Source organism: Mycobacterium sp. NPDC006124 (assembly GCF_040614235.1).
Lineage (GTDB): Bacteria > Actinomycetota > Actinomycetes > Mycobacteriales > Mycobacteriaceae > Mycobacterium.
In genome coordinates this window covers 44595-62494 of record NZ_JBEXUA010000008.1, presented here as the reverse complement: position 1 = coordinate 62494, position 17900 = coordinate 44595, and the positions used below count along the sequence as shown (strand labels likewise).

Here is a 17900-nt window from a genome sequence, read left to right as displayed (position 1 = left end):
GGAACTAGGTCCGGTCGCCGTACTCGACCCTGTTGAGGACGGAGGATCCGGGATCGCCGGCCTGCAGCGGCGGCTTGGTGTCCTGCTGGACCATCAGCGTCACACCGAAGATGGCGGCCGCACCCAGCAACAGCCCGACGACGATGCTGGCCGCAGCGGGCAAGACGAACCGATCCACCCGGCCAAGGTAGCACTCGTCGCGACGGCGACGAGACGCCTAGTACAGGATCACGACGGCGTCGCGGCCACCGCGGCAGGTGATCCACGCGTCCGAGCCCTCTGCCGCGCACGTGACGAGGAACTTCTCGCCCACGCATGCGGCGCCGTCTCCGCAGGGGATGGCCCCGTCGACCACGACGGACCGGGCGTCCCGGCTGGGGTCCGCCGCGTCCCAGTACGCCTTGAGGACGTTGCCGACGAAGGCGCAGGTCGCGGCGGGGCTGCCCCGGACGCCCTGGCTGGCCCAGCCGGCCTGACCGGTGATCTGAAAGCCGCCCTCGCAGTCCTCGCCGGTCGGGTCGACGCCGCGGATCTCGGCGGGCCGGGGTCGGCCGCCGACACCGGTGGTCGGGGCGGTGTCGGCGGAGGTGGACGGCTCCGCGCCGCTCGACGACGACGTGGCGGCGCTGGGGGCGGAGTCGTCGCCACCTCCCCTGACGACGACCACCACCAGTACGACGATCAGCGCCAGCAGCGTGGCCACACCGGCGAACGCCCAGATCCGGCCGTGGGTCGAGGCAGGCGGTTCACGATCGGACTCGTAGGGCGGCTCGGGCGGGTACGGCTCCGGGGAGTAGGGCGGGGCCGTCAGTTGGCCGGCGGCCATCGTCGGCGCGAACTCGGGGTCGACGTCGGGGCCGAACTCGGCGAGCGGATCGGGTTCCTCGGCCGACCATGCGGCGACGAAGACCGCGGGCATCCCCGAACCGGTGGTCGGGTTGGCCAGGTGCTCGGTCGGGGCATGGGCGGCGGGATCGGCGATCGGTTGGGCCTGCGTGGCAGCGGTCGCGGCGTCGCGCAGTGCGGCCGCGAAGTCCAGACACGCGTCGAAGCGCTGCCGCGGATCGTCGGCCAGCGCCCGCAGCAACGCCGGGTCGAACGCGGCCAGGTCCTGCCGAGTCTCACCCAGCGGTCGCACCTGCGGCCCCGGTGGTACGCCGCTGAGCAGGTGCCGCGCGGTGGCGGCGAGGCCGTACTGGTCGGTCCTGGGGTCGTCGTCGCCCCGGGGCACGCCGAAGTCGGTCAGCGACGCGCGCCGGCGCCGCTCGTTGGTCAGCAGGACGCTGGCCGCGGTGACGTCGCCGTGGGTCAGGCGCCGGGCGTGGGCGTGGTCGAGTGCGTCGGCGATCGCGGTCACGACGTCGAGGACCAGGTCGGCGGGCATCCCGGTGTCGTAGCGGTCGCGCATCAACGCCGCGGCGTCGGTGCCGTCGACGAAGTCCGTCGACTCCCACAGCTGCCCCTGGAATTCGCCGTGCGCGTGCACTCCGACGACGTGCGGATGCCACAGCGTGGCGGCCAGCTCGGCGCGGCGGTGGAAGCGCACCCGGAAGTCCGGATCGGCCGACGCGGCGGCCGGCAGCACCCGCAGCGCGTCCTGGCGCAGCGTTCGCGGGTGCGCGGTGAGGTACACCGCGCCACTGGCGCCCTCGCCGAGCAGACGCACCACGGTGTAACCCGCGAACACGTCCCCCGATCGCAGCGGCATGCTCCGCAGATTACCCAGCCGCTACGATTCGCCCCATGCCGTTGGGCCCTGCCGCAGGAGATGACTCGAAGGTTTCCAGCCAACGGAAGATGGTCGTGTCGATCGTCCTCGCGGTGCTCGTCATCGTCGTCGTCGTCGTGGCCTGCGTGTACGTCGTCCGACACCGCAACACTGCCGCCGCCCCGTCGTCGGCGCCGAGCTCGAGCCCCACCCAGCTGCCCGCCGCCGAGGCACCCGTCTGCGGCGACGGCGACGCCCTGCTGGCCGCCATGTCCACCCGCGACAAACTGGCTCAGATGCTGATGGTCGGCGTCACCGGTGCCGACGACGCGCGCGCGGTGGTCGCCAAGGAGCACGTCGGCGGCATCATGATCGGCAGCTGGACCGACCTGACGATGCTCGGCGATCCGCTCAAGGAGATCGCCGCGTCGGCGGGCGCGTTGCCGCTGGCGGTCAGTACCGATGAGGAGGGCGGCCGGGTCTCGCGCCTCAAGAGCCTGATCGGGGTGCAGGAGTCGGCGCGCGTTCTGGGCCGGACCGTCTCACCCCAGGAAGTGCACGACATCGCGCTGACCCGGGGCAAGGCGATGAAGGGGCTGGGCATCACGGTCGACTTCGCCCCCGACGCCGACGTCTCCGACCAAGACGACGACACCGTGATCGGTGACCGTTCCTTCAGCGCCGACCCGCAGAAGGTCACGGAGTACGCCGGCGCCTATGCGCGTGGGCTGCTCGACGCGGGCGTCACCCCGGTGCTCAAGCACTTCCCCGGTCACGGGCACGCCTCCGGCGATTCCCACGAGGGCGGCGTCGTCACCCCGCCGCTGTCGGATCTGATGAACGACGACCTGGTGCCCTATCGCGAACTGGCGCAGGTGCCCGGCACCGCGGTGATGGTCGGGCACATGCAGGTGCCGGGGCTGACCGGCACCGACCCGGCCAGCCTGAGCCCCGCGGCGTATTCGCTGCTGCGCACCGGCGGGTACGGCGGGCTGCCGTTCAACGGCGTGGTGTTCACCGACGACATCTCCAGCATGGGGGCCATCAACCAGCGCTACACCGTCGCGCAGGCTGCCCTCAAGGCGTTGCAGTCCGGCGCCGACATCGCCTTGTGGATCACCACCGACGAGGTTCCCGGGGTCCTCGACGCGCTCGAGGCCGCGGTCTCCGACGGCCAGTTGGACCCGAAGAACGTCGACGCCTCGGTGCTGCGCATCGCCGCGCTCAAGGGCAAGAGTCCACGCTGCGGAGGCTGAACGCCGAGCGATTGCCTAGTCTGATCTGATGGCCGGTGGAACCAAGCGATTGCCTCGCGCGGTGCGTGAGCAGCAGATGCTCGACGCGGCCGTTCAGATGTTCTCGGTGAACGGCTACCACGAGACGTCGATGGACGCGATCGCCGGCCAGGCGCAGATCTCCAAGCCGATGCTCTATCTGTACTACGGATCCAAGGAAGAACTCTTCGGCGCCTGCCTCGACCGGGAGCTCGCGCGGTTCGTCGACACCGTCCGCGGCGAGATCGACTTCAGCCAGCCCCCAAGGGAGTTGCTGCGCAACGCCGTGGTGGCGTTCTTGAGCTACATCGACACCAACCGGGCGTCGTGGATGGTGTTGTACACCCAGGCGACCAGCTCGCAGGCATTCGCACACACCGTGCGCGAGGGCCGCGAACGCATCGTCGACCTGGTCGGCCGCTTGTTGCAGTCCGGTACGCGAAACCCGGAGCCCGACACCGACTTCGACATGATGGCGGTCGCGTTGGTGGGCGCCGGCGAGGCGGTCGCCGCGCGGGTCAGCACCGGTGACGCCGAGGTGCACGAGGCCGCCGAGCTGATGATCAACCTCTTCTGGCGCGGACTCAAGGGCAGACCGGCCGACAGCCAGGCATCGGCCGCCGCGGGCTGACCGCCATCGGCGCTCCGACTGCCGCCGTTCTCCGACGGGCACCTGTGAGGTGACGTAACCTCCGTCCACGGGATTCGGCCGGCAGAAGAGGTGTTCCCATGGTCGACGCAGTGGGGCCGGAGGTGCGTCCAGACCGTCTCATCCGGCGAAGTCTCAGCATGCTGCCCGCCGTACGCGGCTGGCTCGTGGCGCTCTTCGTCGTCGGTGCGTTGGCATCGGCCCTGCCCTATGTCAGCGCGGCCGCATTCGGCCCCATGATGCAGGTGGTCGCCGACGCCGGGACACAGGGCAACCTGACCGAGGTCTGGGGCATGCGCGGCCCCTTGGTCGCCCGGTCCGACGGCCCGCTCGGTGGGGTGGCGGGTTCGGTGTCCTTCGCCGTGCTGCTGACGGTGTGGGCCGGGGCGCTGGTGTTGACCCAGCTGATGTACCTGGTCAACGCGTGGGTCGGCACGAAGGTGGAGAGAGTACTGGTCACCGATATTCGTCAGCGGGTCCACGACCACCTGCAGACGTTGTCGCTGGACTTCTTCACCAGCTCGCAGACCGGGGCGCTCATCCATCGTGTGACGGTGGAATCCAATGGGGTCCAACGACTCTTGACGGGTTGCCTGCTGCCACCGTTGATCGACTCACTGGTGCTGCTGGTGGCGGTGGCCTACCTGGTGGCGCTGTCGTGGCAGATGACGGTCGCGGCGCTGATCCTGACCCCGGTGGCATTGGTGGTGCTCAAGTACGCCGGCGCCTACGTGCAGGCGGCGGTGCGGCGGACGATGACCGCCGACCGGGCGATGGGTGCCGAGCTGGAGCAAACCGTGGGCGGCATCGCCGAGATTCAATTGTTCAACCCACAATCGTTGCGCAGCAGACGATTTCGCAAGGTGTCCGAGGAAGCCGCCAGGAGCGAGGCGTCGACGGTGATGTGGATGCAGGCCACCGCCAACGGGTCTCAGGTGTTCATCGCGTTGAGCACGGTGGTCGTGCTGCTGGTCGGCATCGGCTTCAGTTCGAGCTTCGGTTTGACCTTCGCCGGCCTGATGGTGTTCGCGGGGATGGTGCCGACGATGTTCGGTGCGGCCCAACGGGTCATGGGCGCCTACACCACCTATCAGTCGGTGGCACCGAGTGCCGCGTCGACCTACGAACTGCTCGACACGCGTCCCACGGTCCGGGAGTCACCGTCGGCGACGCCACTCGGTGAGGTCCGCGGCAACGTGGTGTTCGAGGACGTGGTGTTCGGCTACACACCCGAGAACCGGGTGCTCGACGGCCTGTCGTTCTCGGTCGCCGAGGGCGAGACGGTGGCACTGGTCGGCGGCATCGGATCGGGGAAGTCGACGGTCTACAACTTGATGCTGCGGTTCCTGGATCCTCAGCAGGGGCGGATCCTGCTCGACGGTCATCCGATCGACCAGGCCACGATCGCGTCGCTGCGGGATCAGGTGTCCAAGCTGGCCCAGTTCCCCTTCTTCGTCAAGGACACCATCCGCGAGAACATCCGGTTGGCCCGGCCGGAGGCCACCGACGCCGAGATCGAGCAGGCGTGCGAACGGGCCAACGTGCACGCCGTCATCACCGACCCCGCGAGACTTCACGACGGGTACGACACCGTCGTCGACGTGCAGGTGCCCTCCGGCGGTCAGAAGCGTCTGATTGCGTTGGCCCGCTGCCTGTTACGGACACCGGAGGTGCTCCTGCTCGACGAGCCGACCGAGAACCTCGACGCCAATCAGCGGGCGCGCCTGACCGGCGTGATCCGTGGCTATGCCAAGGACCGCACCTGTCTGGTGATCAGCCACGACATGGACTTCACCGCCGCGGTCGCCGACCGCATCCTGGTGATCGAGCACGGCCGCATCGCCCAACAGGGTGATCACCAGTCGCTGATCGCCGCGGGCGGTCTGTACGAGCGGCTGTACGAGGCGCAGAACGTCGACCCGCACGTAGCCGCCGCCAGCACCTAGAGCGCGCGCACCGTGCCGGTCAGGTGCGGGTATCCCTTCGACAGGTTGCGCAACGTCAGATCCCAGCCGTCGGAGACGCGTTCGGTGTAGAGGCCCACGCGGGCCGGCAGCAACACCGGCTTGCCAAAGCGCACCGAGTACGACACCGCATCGGGGAGTTGCCCCTCTACGTTGGCCAGAACGGCTGCGGCGGAGAACATCCCGTGCGCGATCGAGGTGGGGAACCCGAACAGCTTGGCGCCGAGCGAACTGGTGTGGATCGGGTTGTGGTCTCCGCTCACCGACGCGTAGTGCCGGATCTGGCCCGGTGTGACGTGCAGGATCGCGTTGGGTGGCGGCAGCTTCGGCTGCCGATGCGGCTTCTCGGGTTTCGGCTCGTCGGACAGGCTGGTTCGCTGCTGATGCAGGAACGTCGTCACCTGATGCCAGGCGACGTCGTTGCCGACGGAGACGTCGGTGACGAGGTCTACGAGCAAACCCTTGCGGTGCTCGCGGAGGTTCTCCGCGTGCACCTTGACGTCGACGGTGTCGGTCACGGCGATCGGCCGGTGCTGCGTGATCTGGTTCTCGACGTGCACCGAACCCATTGCGGCGAAGGGAAAGTCGAAACCGCTCACCAGCGACATCACCGACGGGAACGTCAGTGCGAACGGGTAGGTCAGCGGCACCGCGTCGCCGAAGCGCAGACCCGTCACCGCGGCGTACTCGGACACGTTGGCCGGGTTGATCGCCAGGTCGGCGATGCTGACCGTGCGATCGGGCAGCGAACTGCCGCGGGAGATGAACGGCAGCGCTCCCGCCGCGGCCAGCGCCATGTTCTTCAGGCCACTCGGTTGGGTCATGGTCACGCCCCCAGCAGGGCTTGGCCGCACACCCGAATGGTGTTGCCCGTGACGGCGTTCGACGCGGGGCTGGCGAAGTAGGCGATGGCCTCGGCGACGTCGACCGGCTGGCCGCCCTGGAAGAGCGAATTCATCCGGCGCCCCACCTCGCGGGTGGCCAGCGGGATGGCCTCGGTCATCTTGGTCTCGATGAAACCCGGTGCGACGGCGTTGATGGTGATTCCCTTCTCGCCGAAGACGGGGGCCAGCGCCTGGGTCATGCCGATCATGCCGGCCTTGGTGGCGGCGTAGTTGGTCTGTCCGCGGTTGCCCGCGATGCCGGCCATCGAGGACAGGCCGACGATGCGACCGCCCTCGCCGATCGTGCCGTTGTCCACCAGGCCCTGCGCCAACCGTTGCGGGGCAAGCAGATTGACCGCGATCACCGAGTCCCAGCGGCCCTCGTCCATGTTGGCGAGCAGCTTGTCACGGGTGATGCCGGCGTTGTTGACCAGGACGTCGGCCGTACCCGAGTAGTGCTCGCGCAGGTGCTCGGTGATGCGGTCGACGGCGTCGGCCGCGGTGACGTCGAGGGCCAGCGCGGTTCCGCCCACCTTCGTGGCGGTCTCGGCCAGGGCATCGGCGGCACTCTCCACATCGATGGCCACGACCTTGGCGCCGTCGCGGGCGAACACCTTCGCGATCTCGGCGCCAATGCCACGTGCGGCGCCGGTGACCAGGGCGACCTTGCCGTCGAGCGGCTTGTCCCAGTCGGCCGGGGGCACGGAGTCCTGGGCGTCGACGTAGAACACCTGGGCGTCGACGTAGGCCGATTTGCCCGACAGCAGGAACCGGATGGTGGACTCCAGGCCGGTGGCGGCGGGCTTGGCGTCGGCGGCCAGGTAGACCAGTCCGATGGTGGCGCCGTGCTGCAACTCCTTGCCGAGCGAGCGGGTGAAGCCCTCCAGGGCGCGCTGCGCGATGCGCTCGTCGACGGTGTCGGTCTGGTCCGGCGTGGTGCCGACGACGACCACGCGTGCGCTGGAGCCGATGTTGCGCAGCAGCGGGGTGAAGAAGTCGCGCAGCGCCTTGAGGCCCTCGCCGCTGGTGATGCCGGTGGCGTCGAAGACCAGTCCACCGAAGGTGTCGGCCCAGCGTCCCCCGGCGTTGTTGCCGACGAGGTCGTAGTCCTCGGCCAACGAGTTGCGCAGGGGTTCGGCGACGCGGCCCTCACCACCGATCAGGAGCGGGCCGGCCAACGGCGGCTCACCCGCCCGGTAGCGGCGCAGGGTTTCCGGCTGAGGCACGCCGAGTTGCTTGGCCAGGAACGAGCCAGGTCCGGAGTTGACCACTTGCGAGAACAGGTCGGAAGCCACAGAGCTGCCTTTCGAGGAGACGGGTAGTGCGTGCGGGACTGGGGTACCCATGACCGCGCGAGATTGTCGTATCGGTCACGAACTTACTCCAGAGTAAGAACCGTGGGTAGTATGACGCTCGACACCAGCAACCACTTTCAACCAACGGAGATGAACGTGGCCGACACCCAGTCGCCCAGCAAGGCAGCCCGTCGAGTGGCCATCCTCGGCGGAAACCGAATCCCCTTCGCGCGGTCCGACGGCGCCTACGCCAACGCGTCGAACCAGGACATGTTCACCGCCGCGCTCGGTGGGCTCGTCGAACGGTACGGCCTCGAGGGTGAGCGGATCGGTGCCGTCGTCGGCGGTGCGGTGCTCAAGCACAGCCGCGACTTCAACCTGATGCGCGAGTGCGTGCTCGGCAGCGCGCTGTCGCCGTACACCCCGGCCTACGACCTGCAGCAGGCCTGCGGAACGGGTCTGCAGTCGGCCATCGCGGTCGCCAACGGCATCGCCCTCGGTCAGTACGACTCCGGCATCGCCGGCGGCGTCGACACCACCTCGGACGCCCCCATCGCCTTCGGCGACGATCTGCGCCGCGTCCTGCTCGGCCTGCGCCGCGCCAAGTCCAACGTCGACCGGCTCAAGCTCGTCGGCAAGCTGCCCGCCGCCATCGGCGTCGAGATTCCCACCAACGGCGAGCCCCGCACCGGCCTGTCGATGGGCGAGCACGCCGCGATCACGGCCAAGGAGATGGGCGTCAAGCGCGTCGACCAGGACGCCCTGGCCGCGGCCAGCCACCAGAACATGGCCGCCGCCTACGACCGTGGGTTCTTCGACGACCTGGTCAGCCCGTTCCTCGGCCTCTACCGGGACAACAACCTGCGCCCGGATTCGTCGGCCGAGAAGCTGGCCAAGCTCAAGCCGGTCTTCGGGGTCAAGAACGGCGACGCCACCATGACGGCGGGCAACTCGACGCCGCTGACCGACGGCGCCTCGGTGGCCCTGCTGGCCAGCGAGGAGTGGGCGCAGGCGCACTCGATTCCGGTGCAGGCCTACTTCGTCGACGGCGAGACCGCGGCGGTCGACTACGTCAACGGCCCGGACGGTCTGCTGATGGCTCCCACGTATGCGGTGCCGCGCCTGCTGGCCCGAAATGGGTTGACGCTGCAGGACTTCGACCTCTACGAGATCCACGAGGCATTCGCCTCGGTCGTGCTCGCGACGCTGAGTGCGTGGGAGTCCGAGGAGTACTGCAAGGAGCGGCTGGGTCTCGATTCCGCGCTGGGCAGCATCGACCGGTCCAAGCTCAACGTCAACGGATCCTCGCTGGCGGCGGGCCACCCGTTCGCGGCGACCGGCGGTCGCATCGTCGCCCAGCTCGCCAAGCAGCTGGCCGAGAAGAAGGGCGAGACCGGCAAGCCAGTGCGTGGTCTCATCTCGATCTGCGCGGCCGGCGGACAGGGCGTCACCGCGATCCTGGAGGCGTGAGGATCGGGGTGTAACGCCCCGGCGCGACGCGTCGATACCCGTAGTAGCTCCGTGTTGCCGTCTGACCCCCCCGACCCGACGGCAACACGGGGCTTCTTTCATGCCGGGCCCGTCGAGTGTGCTGCGAGATCGGGAATTCCAACGAAATCGCGATCTCCCAGCACACTCGATGAAGGGGGTCAGGCGCTGACGGGTGGATCCTTCCGCGCCCGCACCGGCCCGGCGTTGGCCGGCGGCGGTGCGAACAGGCTGCCGCCGACGCTGCCGCGGGCCGTGCGCGCGGCCACCAGCCCCCAGGTGCACAACAGTCCGGCGTAGGCGACGAGCGCCGCCACCCGGAACGCGGGCAGCCCGGTGTGCACGGCCAGTTGCGTGGTGCCGGTGACGAAGGTGCCGACCGGGAAGGTCAGGCTCCACCAGGTCAGCGCGAACGGCATGCCGCGGCGCAGGGTGCGCACCGTCAGCGACGTCGCCAGCACGATCCACAACACCGCGAAACCCCACACCGGCACTCCGAAGAGCACCGCGAAGAGGTTCATCGCCTTCGCCAGGTCGGCGGGCACCGCCAGCGCCGCGGCGGTACCGAGCAGCCCCGCCGCGGTGATGCCTTGACCCAAGGGCCCCAACACGATCCACAGCGTCGGGACGCGTGCGGTCCCGGAGGTGCCGTAGTGCGCCAGCCGGCTCCAGATCATGCTGATGATGATCAGCCCGGCGAACAGGGACAGCCCGAACATCGCGTAGCAGCCGTAGAGCATCGTCGTGCGGCCCGTTCCCGGCGCCATGTGCGGGATCAGCAGGGCGCCGGCCGCCGCCGACACCATCGGCGGGACGACCGGCATCAGCCAGCCGCCGAACGCCGCGTCGGGTTCGACGTTGAACTGGGTGAACATGACGAACGGGATGGACACGGCGGTGAACAGGCCGCCGACGGTGCCCGCCGTCCACAGCACCCACGCCAGGTCGACGGCGACCCGGGCACCCAGCAGGTCCCGGCCGACGAGGATCGCGCCCGATCCGACGGTCATCAGCGCCATCGGGCAGGCGCCGTAGAAGTGCGCCATCTGCGGGTTGTGCGAATGGCTGCGGGCTACCGTCGGATGCCGGAACCACTGCACCGTCACCGCGACGAGCAACACCACCAGCAGGACGGTCGCGAACACCCACACCACGCGGGAGAAGACGTGCAGTCCCGGCACGTGGACGGGCAGACCGGCGCCGGCGGTCGCCACGATCCCGGTGCCCATCACCGAGGCGAACCAGTTGGGCCCGAAGTTCTTCAGCCGTGCTGCTTCTTCTGGCATGGAGGGTGCGGTCATGGTTGGCATTGAACAGCACGCACTCGTGCTTCGATGGACCCGTGCAGATCTCGATGTTCGGTCAACTCGGCGACGCTGGTCGCGACAATCCGGTCGACGCGTGCGTGCAGAACCTCGACCTCTTGCGCGAGGAGGGCTTCCGCCGATTGTGGATGAGCCAAATGCCCTATGAGCCAGATCTTCTCACCGTGCTGGCGGTGGCCTTGCGCGAGGTCGAGGGCATCGAGGTGGCTACCGGCGTCGTTCCCATCCAGAACCAGCACCCCATGCAGATGGCCCAGCGCGCGCTGACCGTCAGCCTGGTGTCGCACGGGCGCCTCATCTTGGGCCTCGGCATGACGCACCAGGCCGTCACCGAGGGCATGTGGGGCATTCCGTGGGACAAGCCGGTGCGCCGGCTCAACGAGTTCCTCGACGGGCTGCTTCCGCTGCTGGCAGGTGACGCCGCCGATGCGACGGGCCAAATTCTCACCACCAGGGGTGCTCTGATGATCCCCGGCGCACCGAGGCCGGAGGTGTACGTCGCCGCGCTCGGTCCGCAAATGCTCAGGATCGCCGGCCGCCGGACGGCGGGCACGTGCACCTGGATGACGGGACCCAAGACGCTCGCCGGTCACGTGGGTCCGACACTGCGGCAGGCGGCCGCCGACGCGGGTCGCCCCGAGTCCGCCGTGCGCGTGGTGGCCGCGCTGCCGGTATGCGTCACCGACGACGTCGACGGTGCCCGCACGCAGGCCGCCGAGCAGTTCAAGATGTACGGCGTGTTGCCGTCCTACCGCGCCATGCTCGACCGCGAGGGGTACGCCGGTCCCGAGGACGCCGCGATCATCGGCGACGAGGCGACGGTAGGTGAGCGCCTCGCCGAACTGAGCGCGGCCGGGGTCGACGAGTACGTCGCCGCGACCTTCGATCCGTCACCGGAGGGCAGGGCCCGCACCCGCGCCGCGCTGCGCGCACTCGACGCCTGATCAGAGCTGGGCGACCGGGGCACCCGCCGGCAATGGCACGGGTGGGACGCCCGGAGTGTGGATCGCGCCCGCCAGCCACGGCAAAGCCGCGGTGAACACCTGGGTGGCCAGCGGCCAGTCGTGGCGACCCGTCGTCGGCACCACCGAGCAGGTGATGCCCTTGGCCTTGCCGAGCCCGCACAGCGTGTTGGCGGCCTGCGTCTGATCGGTGGGCATGCCGTCCGCGTCGCGGCCACCGAGGCCGACGGCGCCCTCGCTGTGCGGCATCGTGAACTTCTTCGGCGCGTCGGTCGAGATCGCAAACCAGCCCGAGACACCTTGATATGGGCCATGTTTGGTCATCACGGTGGCCGGGTCGAAATTAGCCCACGCCGCGGCGTCGCCGCCGTAGAGCCGGTCGACGGTCTGTTCCTTGGTGCCCGCGTTGGGTCCGGTGTCACCCGCGATGTCGACGAAGGTGCTGAACAGTTCGGGGTGCATGACCGTCAGGTCGACGGCGCACGTACCGCCCATCGACCAGCCGACGATGCCCCAGTCGGCACTGACGGAGCTGGTGCCGAACTGTGACTCGACGTAGGGCACCACGTCCTTGGTCAGGTGATCGGCGACGTTCCCGCGCACCCCGTTGACGCATTCGGTGTCGTTGTTGAACGAGCCGCCGGAGTCGACGAACACCAGCACGGGGGCGTTGCCGCCGTGGGACTGGGCGAAGGAGTCGACGATCGACGCGGCGTTTCCGGTGCGCAGCCAGTCGGCGGGAGTGTTGAACTCGCCGCCGATCATCATCACCACGGGCAGCTTGGGCGCCGGGTTGGACGAGAACCACCGCGGCGGAAGATAGACCAGCTCGGTCCGGTGCTTGAATCCCGATGCGGTCGAAGGAATGTCGACCGGCACGACGCTGCCGTGGTCGAGCACGGTGCCGGCCTTCTGCATGGCGGTCACGGTGTCGAGATCGGTCTCGTCGGGCAGCGGACCAGCGGTCAGCTGGTTCCACGCGATCTGCACGGTGGGGAAGTAGCCCACCCAGGTGTTGAGCGCCAGGCCGGTGCTCAGCAGGCACAGCGGGACGGCGGCCACCGCGGCCACGCGGCGCCACTTCACCCCGCGCCAGCCGAAAATCGCTGCGGCGAGGGCGAATCCCGTCAGACCGGTCCAGACCCACAGTGAGTCGGGGGCGGGGTCACCCGCCATGCCCTGCGAGTCGACGTACCAGTGCGCCCACGCGGCCGCGCCGACGCCCACCAGGGCGGCGACGGGGAGCCAGATCAGCCACCAGCGCCGCGCTCGCCACCCCAGCGCGGCCACCAGCACCACGATCGCGATGATCTGGATGGTCAGCGGCAACCAGCCTTGCAGGAGTGACAATCCGTGGCGGTAGGTAGCCGGAGCGTCGGCGGCCAAGAAGTGCACGTTTACATCGTCGCAATGAAACCTGGGCGGCAGCTGTAACCCGGTTATGAAACGCAAGGGGCCCCCGCCGAAGCGGGGGCCCATCGTGCGTGGATCGACTTAGAACGCAGCCTCGTCGAGTTCCATCACTTCGTTGTCGATGTTCTCCAGCACCAGACGCGTGCTGGACAGCAGCGGCAGGAAGTTCTTCGCGAAGAACGACGCCACGGCGATCTTGCCCTCGTAGAAGGACTTGTCGGCACCGTTGGCACCCTCGTCGAGGGCGGCGATGGCCACGACGGCCTGCTTCTGCAGCAGCCAGCCGAGGACGAGGTCGCCAACGCTCATGAGGAAGCGCACCGAGCCGAGGCCGACCTTGTAGATGTTGGCCGAGTCCTCCTGCGCCGACATCAGGTAGCCGGTGAGCGTGGCCGCCATGCCCTGGACGTCGGCCAGAGCGTTGGCCAGCAACTCGCGCTCGGCCTTGAGGCGACCGTTGCCGGTCTCGTTCTTGACGAACTGCTCGATCTCGTTCGCGACGTAGCCCAGCGCGACACCCTTGTCACGGACGATCTTGCGGAAGAAGAAGTCCTGCGCCTGGATCGCGGTGGTGCCCTCGTAGAGCGAGTCGATCTTCGCGTCGCGGATGTACTGCTCGACCGGGTAGTCCTGCAGGAAGCCGGATCCACCGAAGGTCTGCAGGCTCTCGGTGAGCTTGGCGTAGGCCTGCTCGGAGCCGACGCCCTTGACGATCGGGAGCAGCAGATCGTTGACCTTGCCGGCCAGGTCGAAGTCGATGCCGTGGACGGCCTTGGCGACCTCGGCATCCTGGAACGTCGCGGTGTAGAGGTACAGCGCGCGAAGCGACTCCGCGTACGCCTTCTGGGTCATCAGCGAACGGCGCACGTCGGGGTGGTGCGTGATCGAGACGCGGGGTGCGGTCTTGTCGGTCATCTGCGTCAGATCGGCGCCCTGGATGCGGCTCTTGGCGTACTCGAGCGCGTTGAGGTAGCCGGTCGACAGCGTCGCGATGGCCTTGGTGCCCACCATCATTCGCGCCTGCTCGATGACCTCGAACATCTGCGCGATGCCGTTGTGCACCTCGCCGACGAGCCAGCCGACGGCCGGGGTGCCGTGCTGGCCGAGCGAGAGCTCGCACGTCGCGGAGACCTTGAGGCCCATCTTGTGCTCGACGTTGGTGACGTAGACGCCGTTGCGCTCGCCGGGCTCACCGGTCTCGAAGTCGAAGTGGTACTTCGGCACGAAGAACAGCGACAGACCCTTGGTGCCGGGGCCGGCACCCTCGGGACGCGCCAGCACCAGGTGCAGGATGTTCTCGCCGAGGTCGTCGGCGTCACCGGAGGTGATGAAGCGCTTGACACCGTCGAGGTGCCACGTCCCGTCGGGCTGCTGGACGGCCTTGGTGCGGCCGGCGCCGACGTCGGAACCGGCGTCGGGCTCGGTGAGCACCATCGTGGAGGTCCAGCCACGCTCTGCGGCGAGGATGGCCCACTTCTTCTGCTCTTCGGTGGCCTGGTTGTACATGATCTGCGCGAATCCGGCGCCCATCGAGTACATGTAGACCGCCGGGTTGGCGCCCAGCACGCTCTCCATCAGGGCCCACTGCAGGGTGCGCGGCATCGGCATGCCGCCAAGCTCCTCGTCGAGGCCGATCTTGTCCCAGCCGCCGTCGATGATGGTGCGGACCGACTTCTTGAAGGCCTCGGGCAGCTTCACGGTGTGGGTCTCTGGATCGAACGTCGGCGGGTTGCGGTCACCGTCGGCGAACGAATCGGCGATGGGTCCCTCGGCGAGCCGGGTGATCTCGGCCAGCATCTCGCGGGCGGTGTCGCCGTCGAGGTCGCCGTAGGCTCCCTCGCCGAGAACCTTGTCCATACCGAAGACCTCGAAGAGGTTGAACAGCTGGTCACGGACGTTGCTCTTGTAATGGCTCACGAATTCTCCTCGATGAGATGCCGTCTGCGGTTGGGTACTCGGGCTAAGTTACCCACCAGTAACTGCCGTCGACTATACCGGCTGGTAACTTGTCTGCAAAGCAGTGTCGAGCAAATATCCGCTGGCTAACCAACCCGACGGTTGATTGGGCCGCTCGCCGACGCGCGATACCCCCCGTGAGCTGCGCCGACGGCCTGATGTGATGTCCGCCACGAGGACCCCCAGCACGCCCGTTAGGGTGAGGCGCATGAGGCGCGTGGTGGTCTGGGGAACGGGAAACATGGGTTCGACGGCGGTCCGCTCCACGCTGGCGTTTCCCGGGCTGACGCTGGCCGGGGTGATCACCTCCTCGCCCGACAAGGCGGGCCGCGATGCAGGTGCCTTCGCCGACACGGCCGAGGCGACCGGTGTCCTCGCCACCACCGACGTCGACGCCGCGCTCGCCGACTGCGACGCGGTCGCCTACATGGCCTCCGGCGACATCCGCCCCGACGACGCCGTCGCCGACATCGAGCGATGCCTGCTGGCCGGCGCGCACGTCGTCACACCGTCGCTGTACTCCCTCTACGACCCCCGCTCGGCGCCACGGGAATGGGTCGACCGACTGACCGCCGCCGCCGAGCGCGGCAACGCCACCCTGCTGGTTAGCGGCGTGGACCCCGGCTGGGCCAACGACGCGCTCGCCGTCATGGCCGCGGGACTCTGCACGCGTATCAAGACCATCCACTGCCAGGAGATCTTCGACTACTCGACCTACGACCAGCCGCACGCCGTACGGGTCAGCTGCGGTTTCGGCGGATCGATGGACGAGGTGCCGATGATGCTGCTGCCGTCGATCCCGACGATGGTGTGGGGCGGCAACATCCGGCTGATCGGACGGGGCCTCGGCTTGGAGATCGACGACATCACCGAGGTCGTCGAACGGCGGCCGCTCGAAGAGTCCGTCGAGAACGTCATGGGACACTTCGGCAAGGGCACCCAGGGCGCGTTCCGGCTGAAGGTCATCGGCTGGTCGGGCGGCCGCGAGCGCATCGTCGTCGACCACGTCACCCGCATCGACCCGACCTGCGCACCGGACTGGCCGCACCCCGACGAGGGCGTCGGCGACCATCGCGTGATCGTCGACGGCGACCCCCAGCTGACCATCATCAGCCGCGCCGACGTGCCCGGTGGGACCCGGGCCGACGGTGGCAACACCACCGCCGCCAACCGTCTGCTCGGCGCGATCGAATGGCTCGCCACCCAGAAGCCGGGCCTCTACGACGGCCTCGACGTGCCGCTGCACCCACCGCTGCCCGCCGAGGTCGAGGCCACCCGCTGGGCCTAGCGATCGACGGATTGATTTGGTGGAAGCGTAATATTGCTGCCTGACGGCTTCTCATGCCAAGAACAACCTCGCGCAGCGGGCTGATCAGACAAACGTGCTGGCGCGTTTGCCGGGCAAGGAGCTGGCATGCGCGTCAGGTTACCGCCCGATCGTGGCAGCGGTCGGGCGGCCAGTTACCTTCACCGTGATCGTAGACATGGCCACCGAGCTCGGGCGCGTGTGAAGATGGACGAGTCATGACCGGTAGCACTGATCTGAGCCCGACGTCCCTGCGCGAAGCCTTCGGGCACTTCCCGACGGGCGTGATCGCGATAGCCGCGGAGGTCGACGGCGTCCGGGTCGGCTTGGCGGCGAGCACCTTCGTGCCGGTGTCGCTCGACCCGCCCCTGGTGTCGTTCTGCGTACAGAACACGTCGACGACGTGGCCGAAGCTCAAGGATCTGCCGTTCCTGGGCATCAGTGTGCTGGGGGAGGCGCACGACACGGCGGCCAAGACCCTGGCCGCCAAGACCGGCGACCGCTTCGCCGGGTTGGAGACGGCGACGTCGGACCGGGGTGCGCTGTTCATCCACGGCACCAGCGTGTGGTTGGAGAGCGCAATCGAGCAGGAGGTGCTCGCCGGCGATCACACCATCGTGGTGCTTCGGGTGCACGACATCACGATCCACGACGGTGTCGCGCCAATCGTGTTCCACCGCAGCGCGTTCCGTCGCCTCGGCGCCTGAGGCGGCCGTGTCAGGGCCGTGCGGCCAACTCCTCGCGATAGCCCTGAACCCGGCGGTCGATCTCGTCGGCATCGTCGGGTCGGCCCTCCTTGCGGGCCAGCTCGGCGCGTGCGGTCAGCTCTCGGATCGCGGTGCGAATGTCGTTGACGCTCTTGGTCTCTCCGGTGTTCATGCGGCCGCCCTTCGTCGTTGATTGGCTGCCTCCCAGGCTACGCGCGTTACCGCTTGAACAGCTTGTTTCCCAACCACACGATCGGGTCGTACTTGCGGTCGGCGACGCGTTCCTTCATCGGAATCAGGGCGTTGTCGGTGATCTTGATGTGTTCGGGGCACACCTCGGTGCAGCACTTGGTGATGTTGCAGTAGCCGAGGCCGAATTCCTCCTGCGCCATGTCCTTGCGGTCCACGGTGTCCAGCGGGTGCATGTCCAACTCGGCGATCCGCATGTGATAGCGCGGACCGGCGAAGTTCTCCTTGTTCTCCTCGTGGTCGCGCACCACGTGGCAGACGTTCTGGCACAGGAAGCACTCGATGCACTTGCGGAATTCCTGGCTGCGGTTCACGTCTTCCTGCTGCATGCGGTATTCGCCCGGCTGCAGGTCCTTCGGCGGGGTGAACGACGGGATCTGGCGCGCCTTCTCGTAGTTGAAGGACACGTCGGTCACCAGGTCGCGCATGACGGGGAAGGTGCGCAGCGGCGTCACCGTGACGACCTCGTCCTCCCCGAAGGTTGACATGCGCGTCATGCACATCAGCCGCGGCCGGCCGTTCACCTCGGCCGAGCACGACCCGCACTTGCCGGCCTTGCAGTTCCAGCGCACCGCGAGGTCGTTGGCCTGGGTGGCTTGCAGCCGGTGGATGATGTCGAGCACCACCTCGCCGTCGTTGACCTCGACGGTGTAGTCCTTGAGCTCACCCCCGGTGTCGTCGCCGCGCCAGACCCGCATGCTCGCCTCGTACGCAGCCATG

16 protein-coding genes are annotated in these 17900 nt (G+C 68.5%); 7 read left to right on the top strand and 9 right to left on the bottom strand.

Annotation, left to right across the window (positions count from 1 at the left end):
- Positions 1-4: 4 nt before the first annotated feature.
- Together ABZ195_RS17590 and ABZ195_RS17585 are read right to left on the bottom strand one after the other, a co-directional pair.
- Entirely contained in the window at positions 5-178 is a 174-nt protein-coding gene (locus ABZ195_RS17590) for a DUF2613 domain-containing protein (RefSeq protein WP_140698126.1), read from the bottom strand.
- A 39-nt stretch (positions 179-217) separates the two neighbouring features.
- Positions 218-1708 carry a serine/threonine-protein kinase gene (locus tag ABZ195_RS17585; protein WP_355219930.1) on the bottom strand — a complete coding sequence of 497 codons (1491 nt, stop codon included), beginning with the start codon at positions 1706-1708 and terminating at the stop codon, positions 218-220.
- A gap of 35 nt (positions 1709-1743) precedes the next feature.
- On the opposite strand from ABZ195_RS17585, the gene ABZ195_RS17580 reads away from it, so the two are divergent.
- The 3 genes from ABZ195_RS17580 to ABZ195_RS17570 all read left to right on the top strand — a co-directional run bounded on the left by ABZ195_RS17580 (position 1744) and on the right by ABZ195_RS17570 (position 5577).
- Positions 1744-2964: a glycoside hydrolase family 3 N-terminal domain-containing protein gene (locus tag ABZ195_RS17580; RefSeq protein WP_355219928.1), complete on the top strand. Its 1221-nt coding sequence runs from the start codon at positions 1744-1746 to the stop codon at positions 2962-2964.
- A gap of 28 nt (positions 2965-2992) precedes the next feature.
- Positions 2993-3613, top strand: coding sequence for a TetR/AcrR family transcriptional regulator (locus ABZ195_RS17575; RefSeq protein WP_355219926.1), 621 nt, complete (start codon positions 2993-2995; stop codon positions 3611-3613).
- Positions 3614-3711: 98 nt separating this feature from the next.
- Complete coding sequence (locus ABZ195_RS17570) at positions 3712-5577, top strand: ABC transporter ATP-binding protein (RefSeq protein WP_355219924.1); 1866 nt, start codon at positions 3712-3714, stop codon at positions 5575-5577.
- On the opposite strand, the gene ABZ195_RS17565 is transcribed toward ABZ195_RS17570, so the two are convergent.
- Positions 5574-6419, bottom strand: a complete 846-nt coding sequence (locus tag ABZ195_RS17565; protein WP_355219922.1) for a MaoC/PaaZ C-terminal domain-containing protein — start codon at positions 6417-6419, stop codon at positions 5574-5576. The genes ABZ195_RS17570 and ABZ195_RS17565 overlap by 4 nt on opposite strands.
- Positions 6420-6421: 2 nt before the next feature.
- On the bottom strand, positions 6422-7825 hold the full coding sequence (locus ABZ195_RS17560; protein WP_355219920.1) for a 3-oxoacyl-ACP reductase: 1404 nt from the start codon (positions 7823-7825) through the stop codon (positions 6422-6424).
- A 99-nt stretch (positions 7826-7924) separates the two neighbouring features.
- On the opposite strand from ABZ195_RS17560, the gene ABZ195_RS17555 reads away from it, so the two are divergent.
- Entirely contained in the window at positions 7925-9244 is a 1320-nt protein-coding gene (locus ABZ195_RS17555; protein WP_355220325.1) for an acetyl-CoA C-acetyltransferase, read from the top strand.
- A gap of 179 nt (positions 9245-9423) precedes the next feature.
- Here ABZ195_RS17555 and ABZ195_RS17550 read toward each other — a convergent pair whose 3' ends face one another.
- A complete protein-coding gene (locus tag ABZ195_RS17550; RefSeq protein WP_355219919.1) occupies positions 9424-10563 on the bottom strand; it encodes a TDT family transporter in 1140 nt (379 codons plus the stop codon).
- A 53-nt stretch (positions 10564-10616) separates the two neighbouring features.
- Here ABZ195_RS17550 and ABZ195_RS17545 point away from each other — a divergent pair, with 53 nt between their 5' ends.
- On the top strand, positions 10617-11531 hold the full coding sequence (locus ABZ195_RS17545; protein ID WP_355220323.1) for a TIGR03564 family F420-dependent LLM class oxidoreductase: 915 nt from the start codon (positions 10617-10619) through the stop codon (positions 11529-11531).
- Here the strand turns inward: ABZ195_RS17545 and ABZ195_RS17540 are convergent, their stop codons facing one another.
- A complete protein-coding gene (locus ABZ195_RS17540) occupies positions 11532-12944 on the bottom strand; it encodes an alpha/beta hydrolase-fold protein (protein ID WP_355219918.1) in 1413 nt (470 codons plus the stop codon). It abuts the gene before it with no gap.
- A gap of 99 nt (positions 12945-13043) precedes the next feature.
- Positions 13044-14879, bottom strand: coding sequence for an acyl-CoA dehydrogenase (locus ABZ195_RS17535; protein ID WP_355219916.1), 1836 nt, complete (start codon positions 14877-14879; stop codon positions 13044-13046).
- 247 nt (positions 14880-15126) lie between these two features.
- Between ABZ195_RS17535 and ABZ195_RS17530 the strand changes: the two genes are divergently transcribed.
- Both ABZ195_RS17530 and ABZ195_RS17525 read left to right on the top strand, forming a co-directional pair.
- Positions 15127-16206: a dihydrodipicolinate reductase gene (locus tag ABZ195_RS17530; protein ID WP_355219914.1), complete on the top strand. Its 1080-nt coding sequence runs from the start codon at positions 15127-15129 to the stop codon at positions 16204-16206.
- A gap of 236 nt (positions 16207-16442) precedes the next feature.
- Entirely contained in the window at positions 16443-16931 is a 489-nt protein-coding gene (locus ABZ195_RS17525) for a flavin reductase family protein (RefSeq protein ID WP_355219913.1), read from the top strand.
- A 10-nt stretch (positions 16932-16941) separates the two neighbouring features.
- On the opposite strand, the gene ABZ195_RS17520 is transcribed toward ABZ195_RS17525, so the two are convergent.
- Together ABZ195_RS17520 and ABZ195_RS17515 are read right to left on the bottom strand one after the other, a co-directional pair.
- Positions 16942-17103, bottom strand: coding sequence for a hypothetical protein (locus tag ABZ195_RS17520; RefSeq protein ID WP_355219911.1), 162 nt, complete (start codon positions 17101-17103; stop codon positions 16942-16944).
- Between the two features lie 46 nt (positions 17104-17149).
- Positions 17150-17899, bottom strand: coding sequence for a succinate dehydrogenase/fumarate reductase iron-sulfur subunit (locus ABZ195_RS17515; protein WP_355219909.1), 750 nt, complete (start codon positions 17897-17899; stop codon positions 17150-17152).
- Position 17900 lies beyond the last annotated feature (1 nt).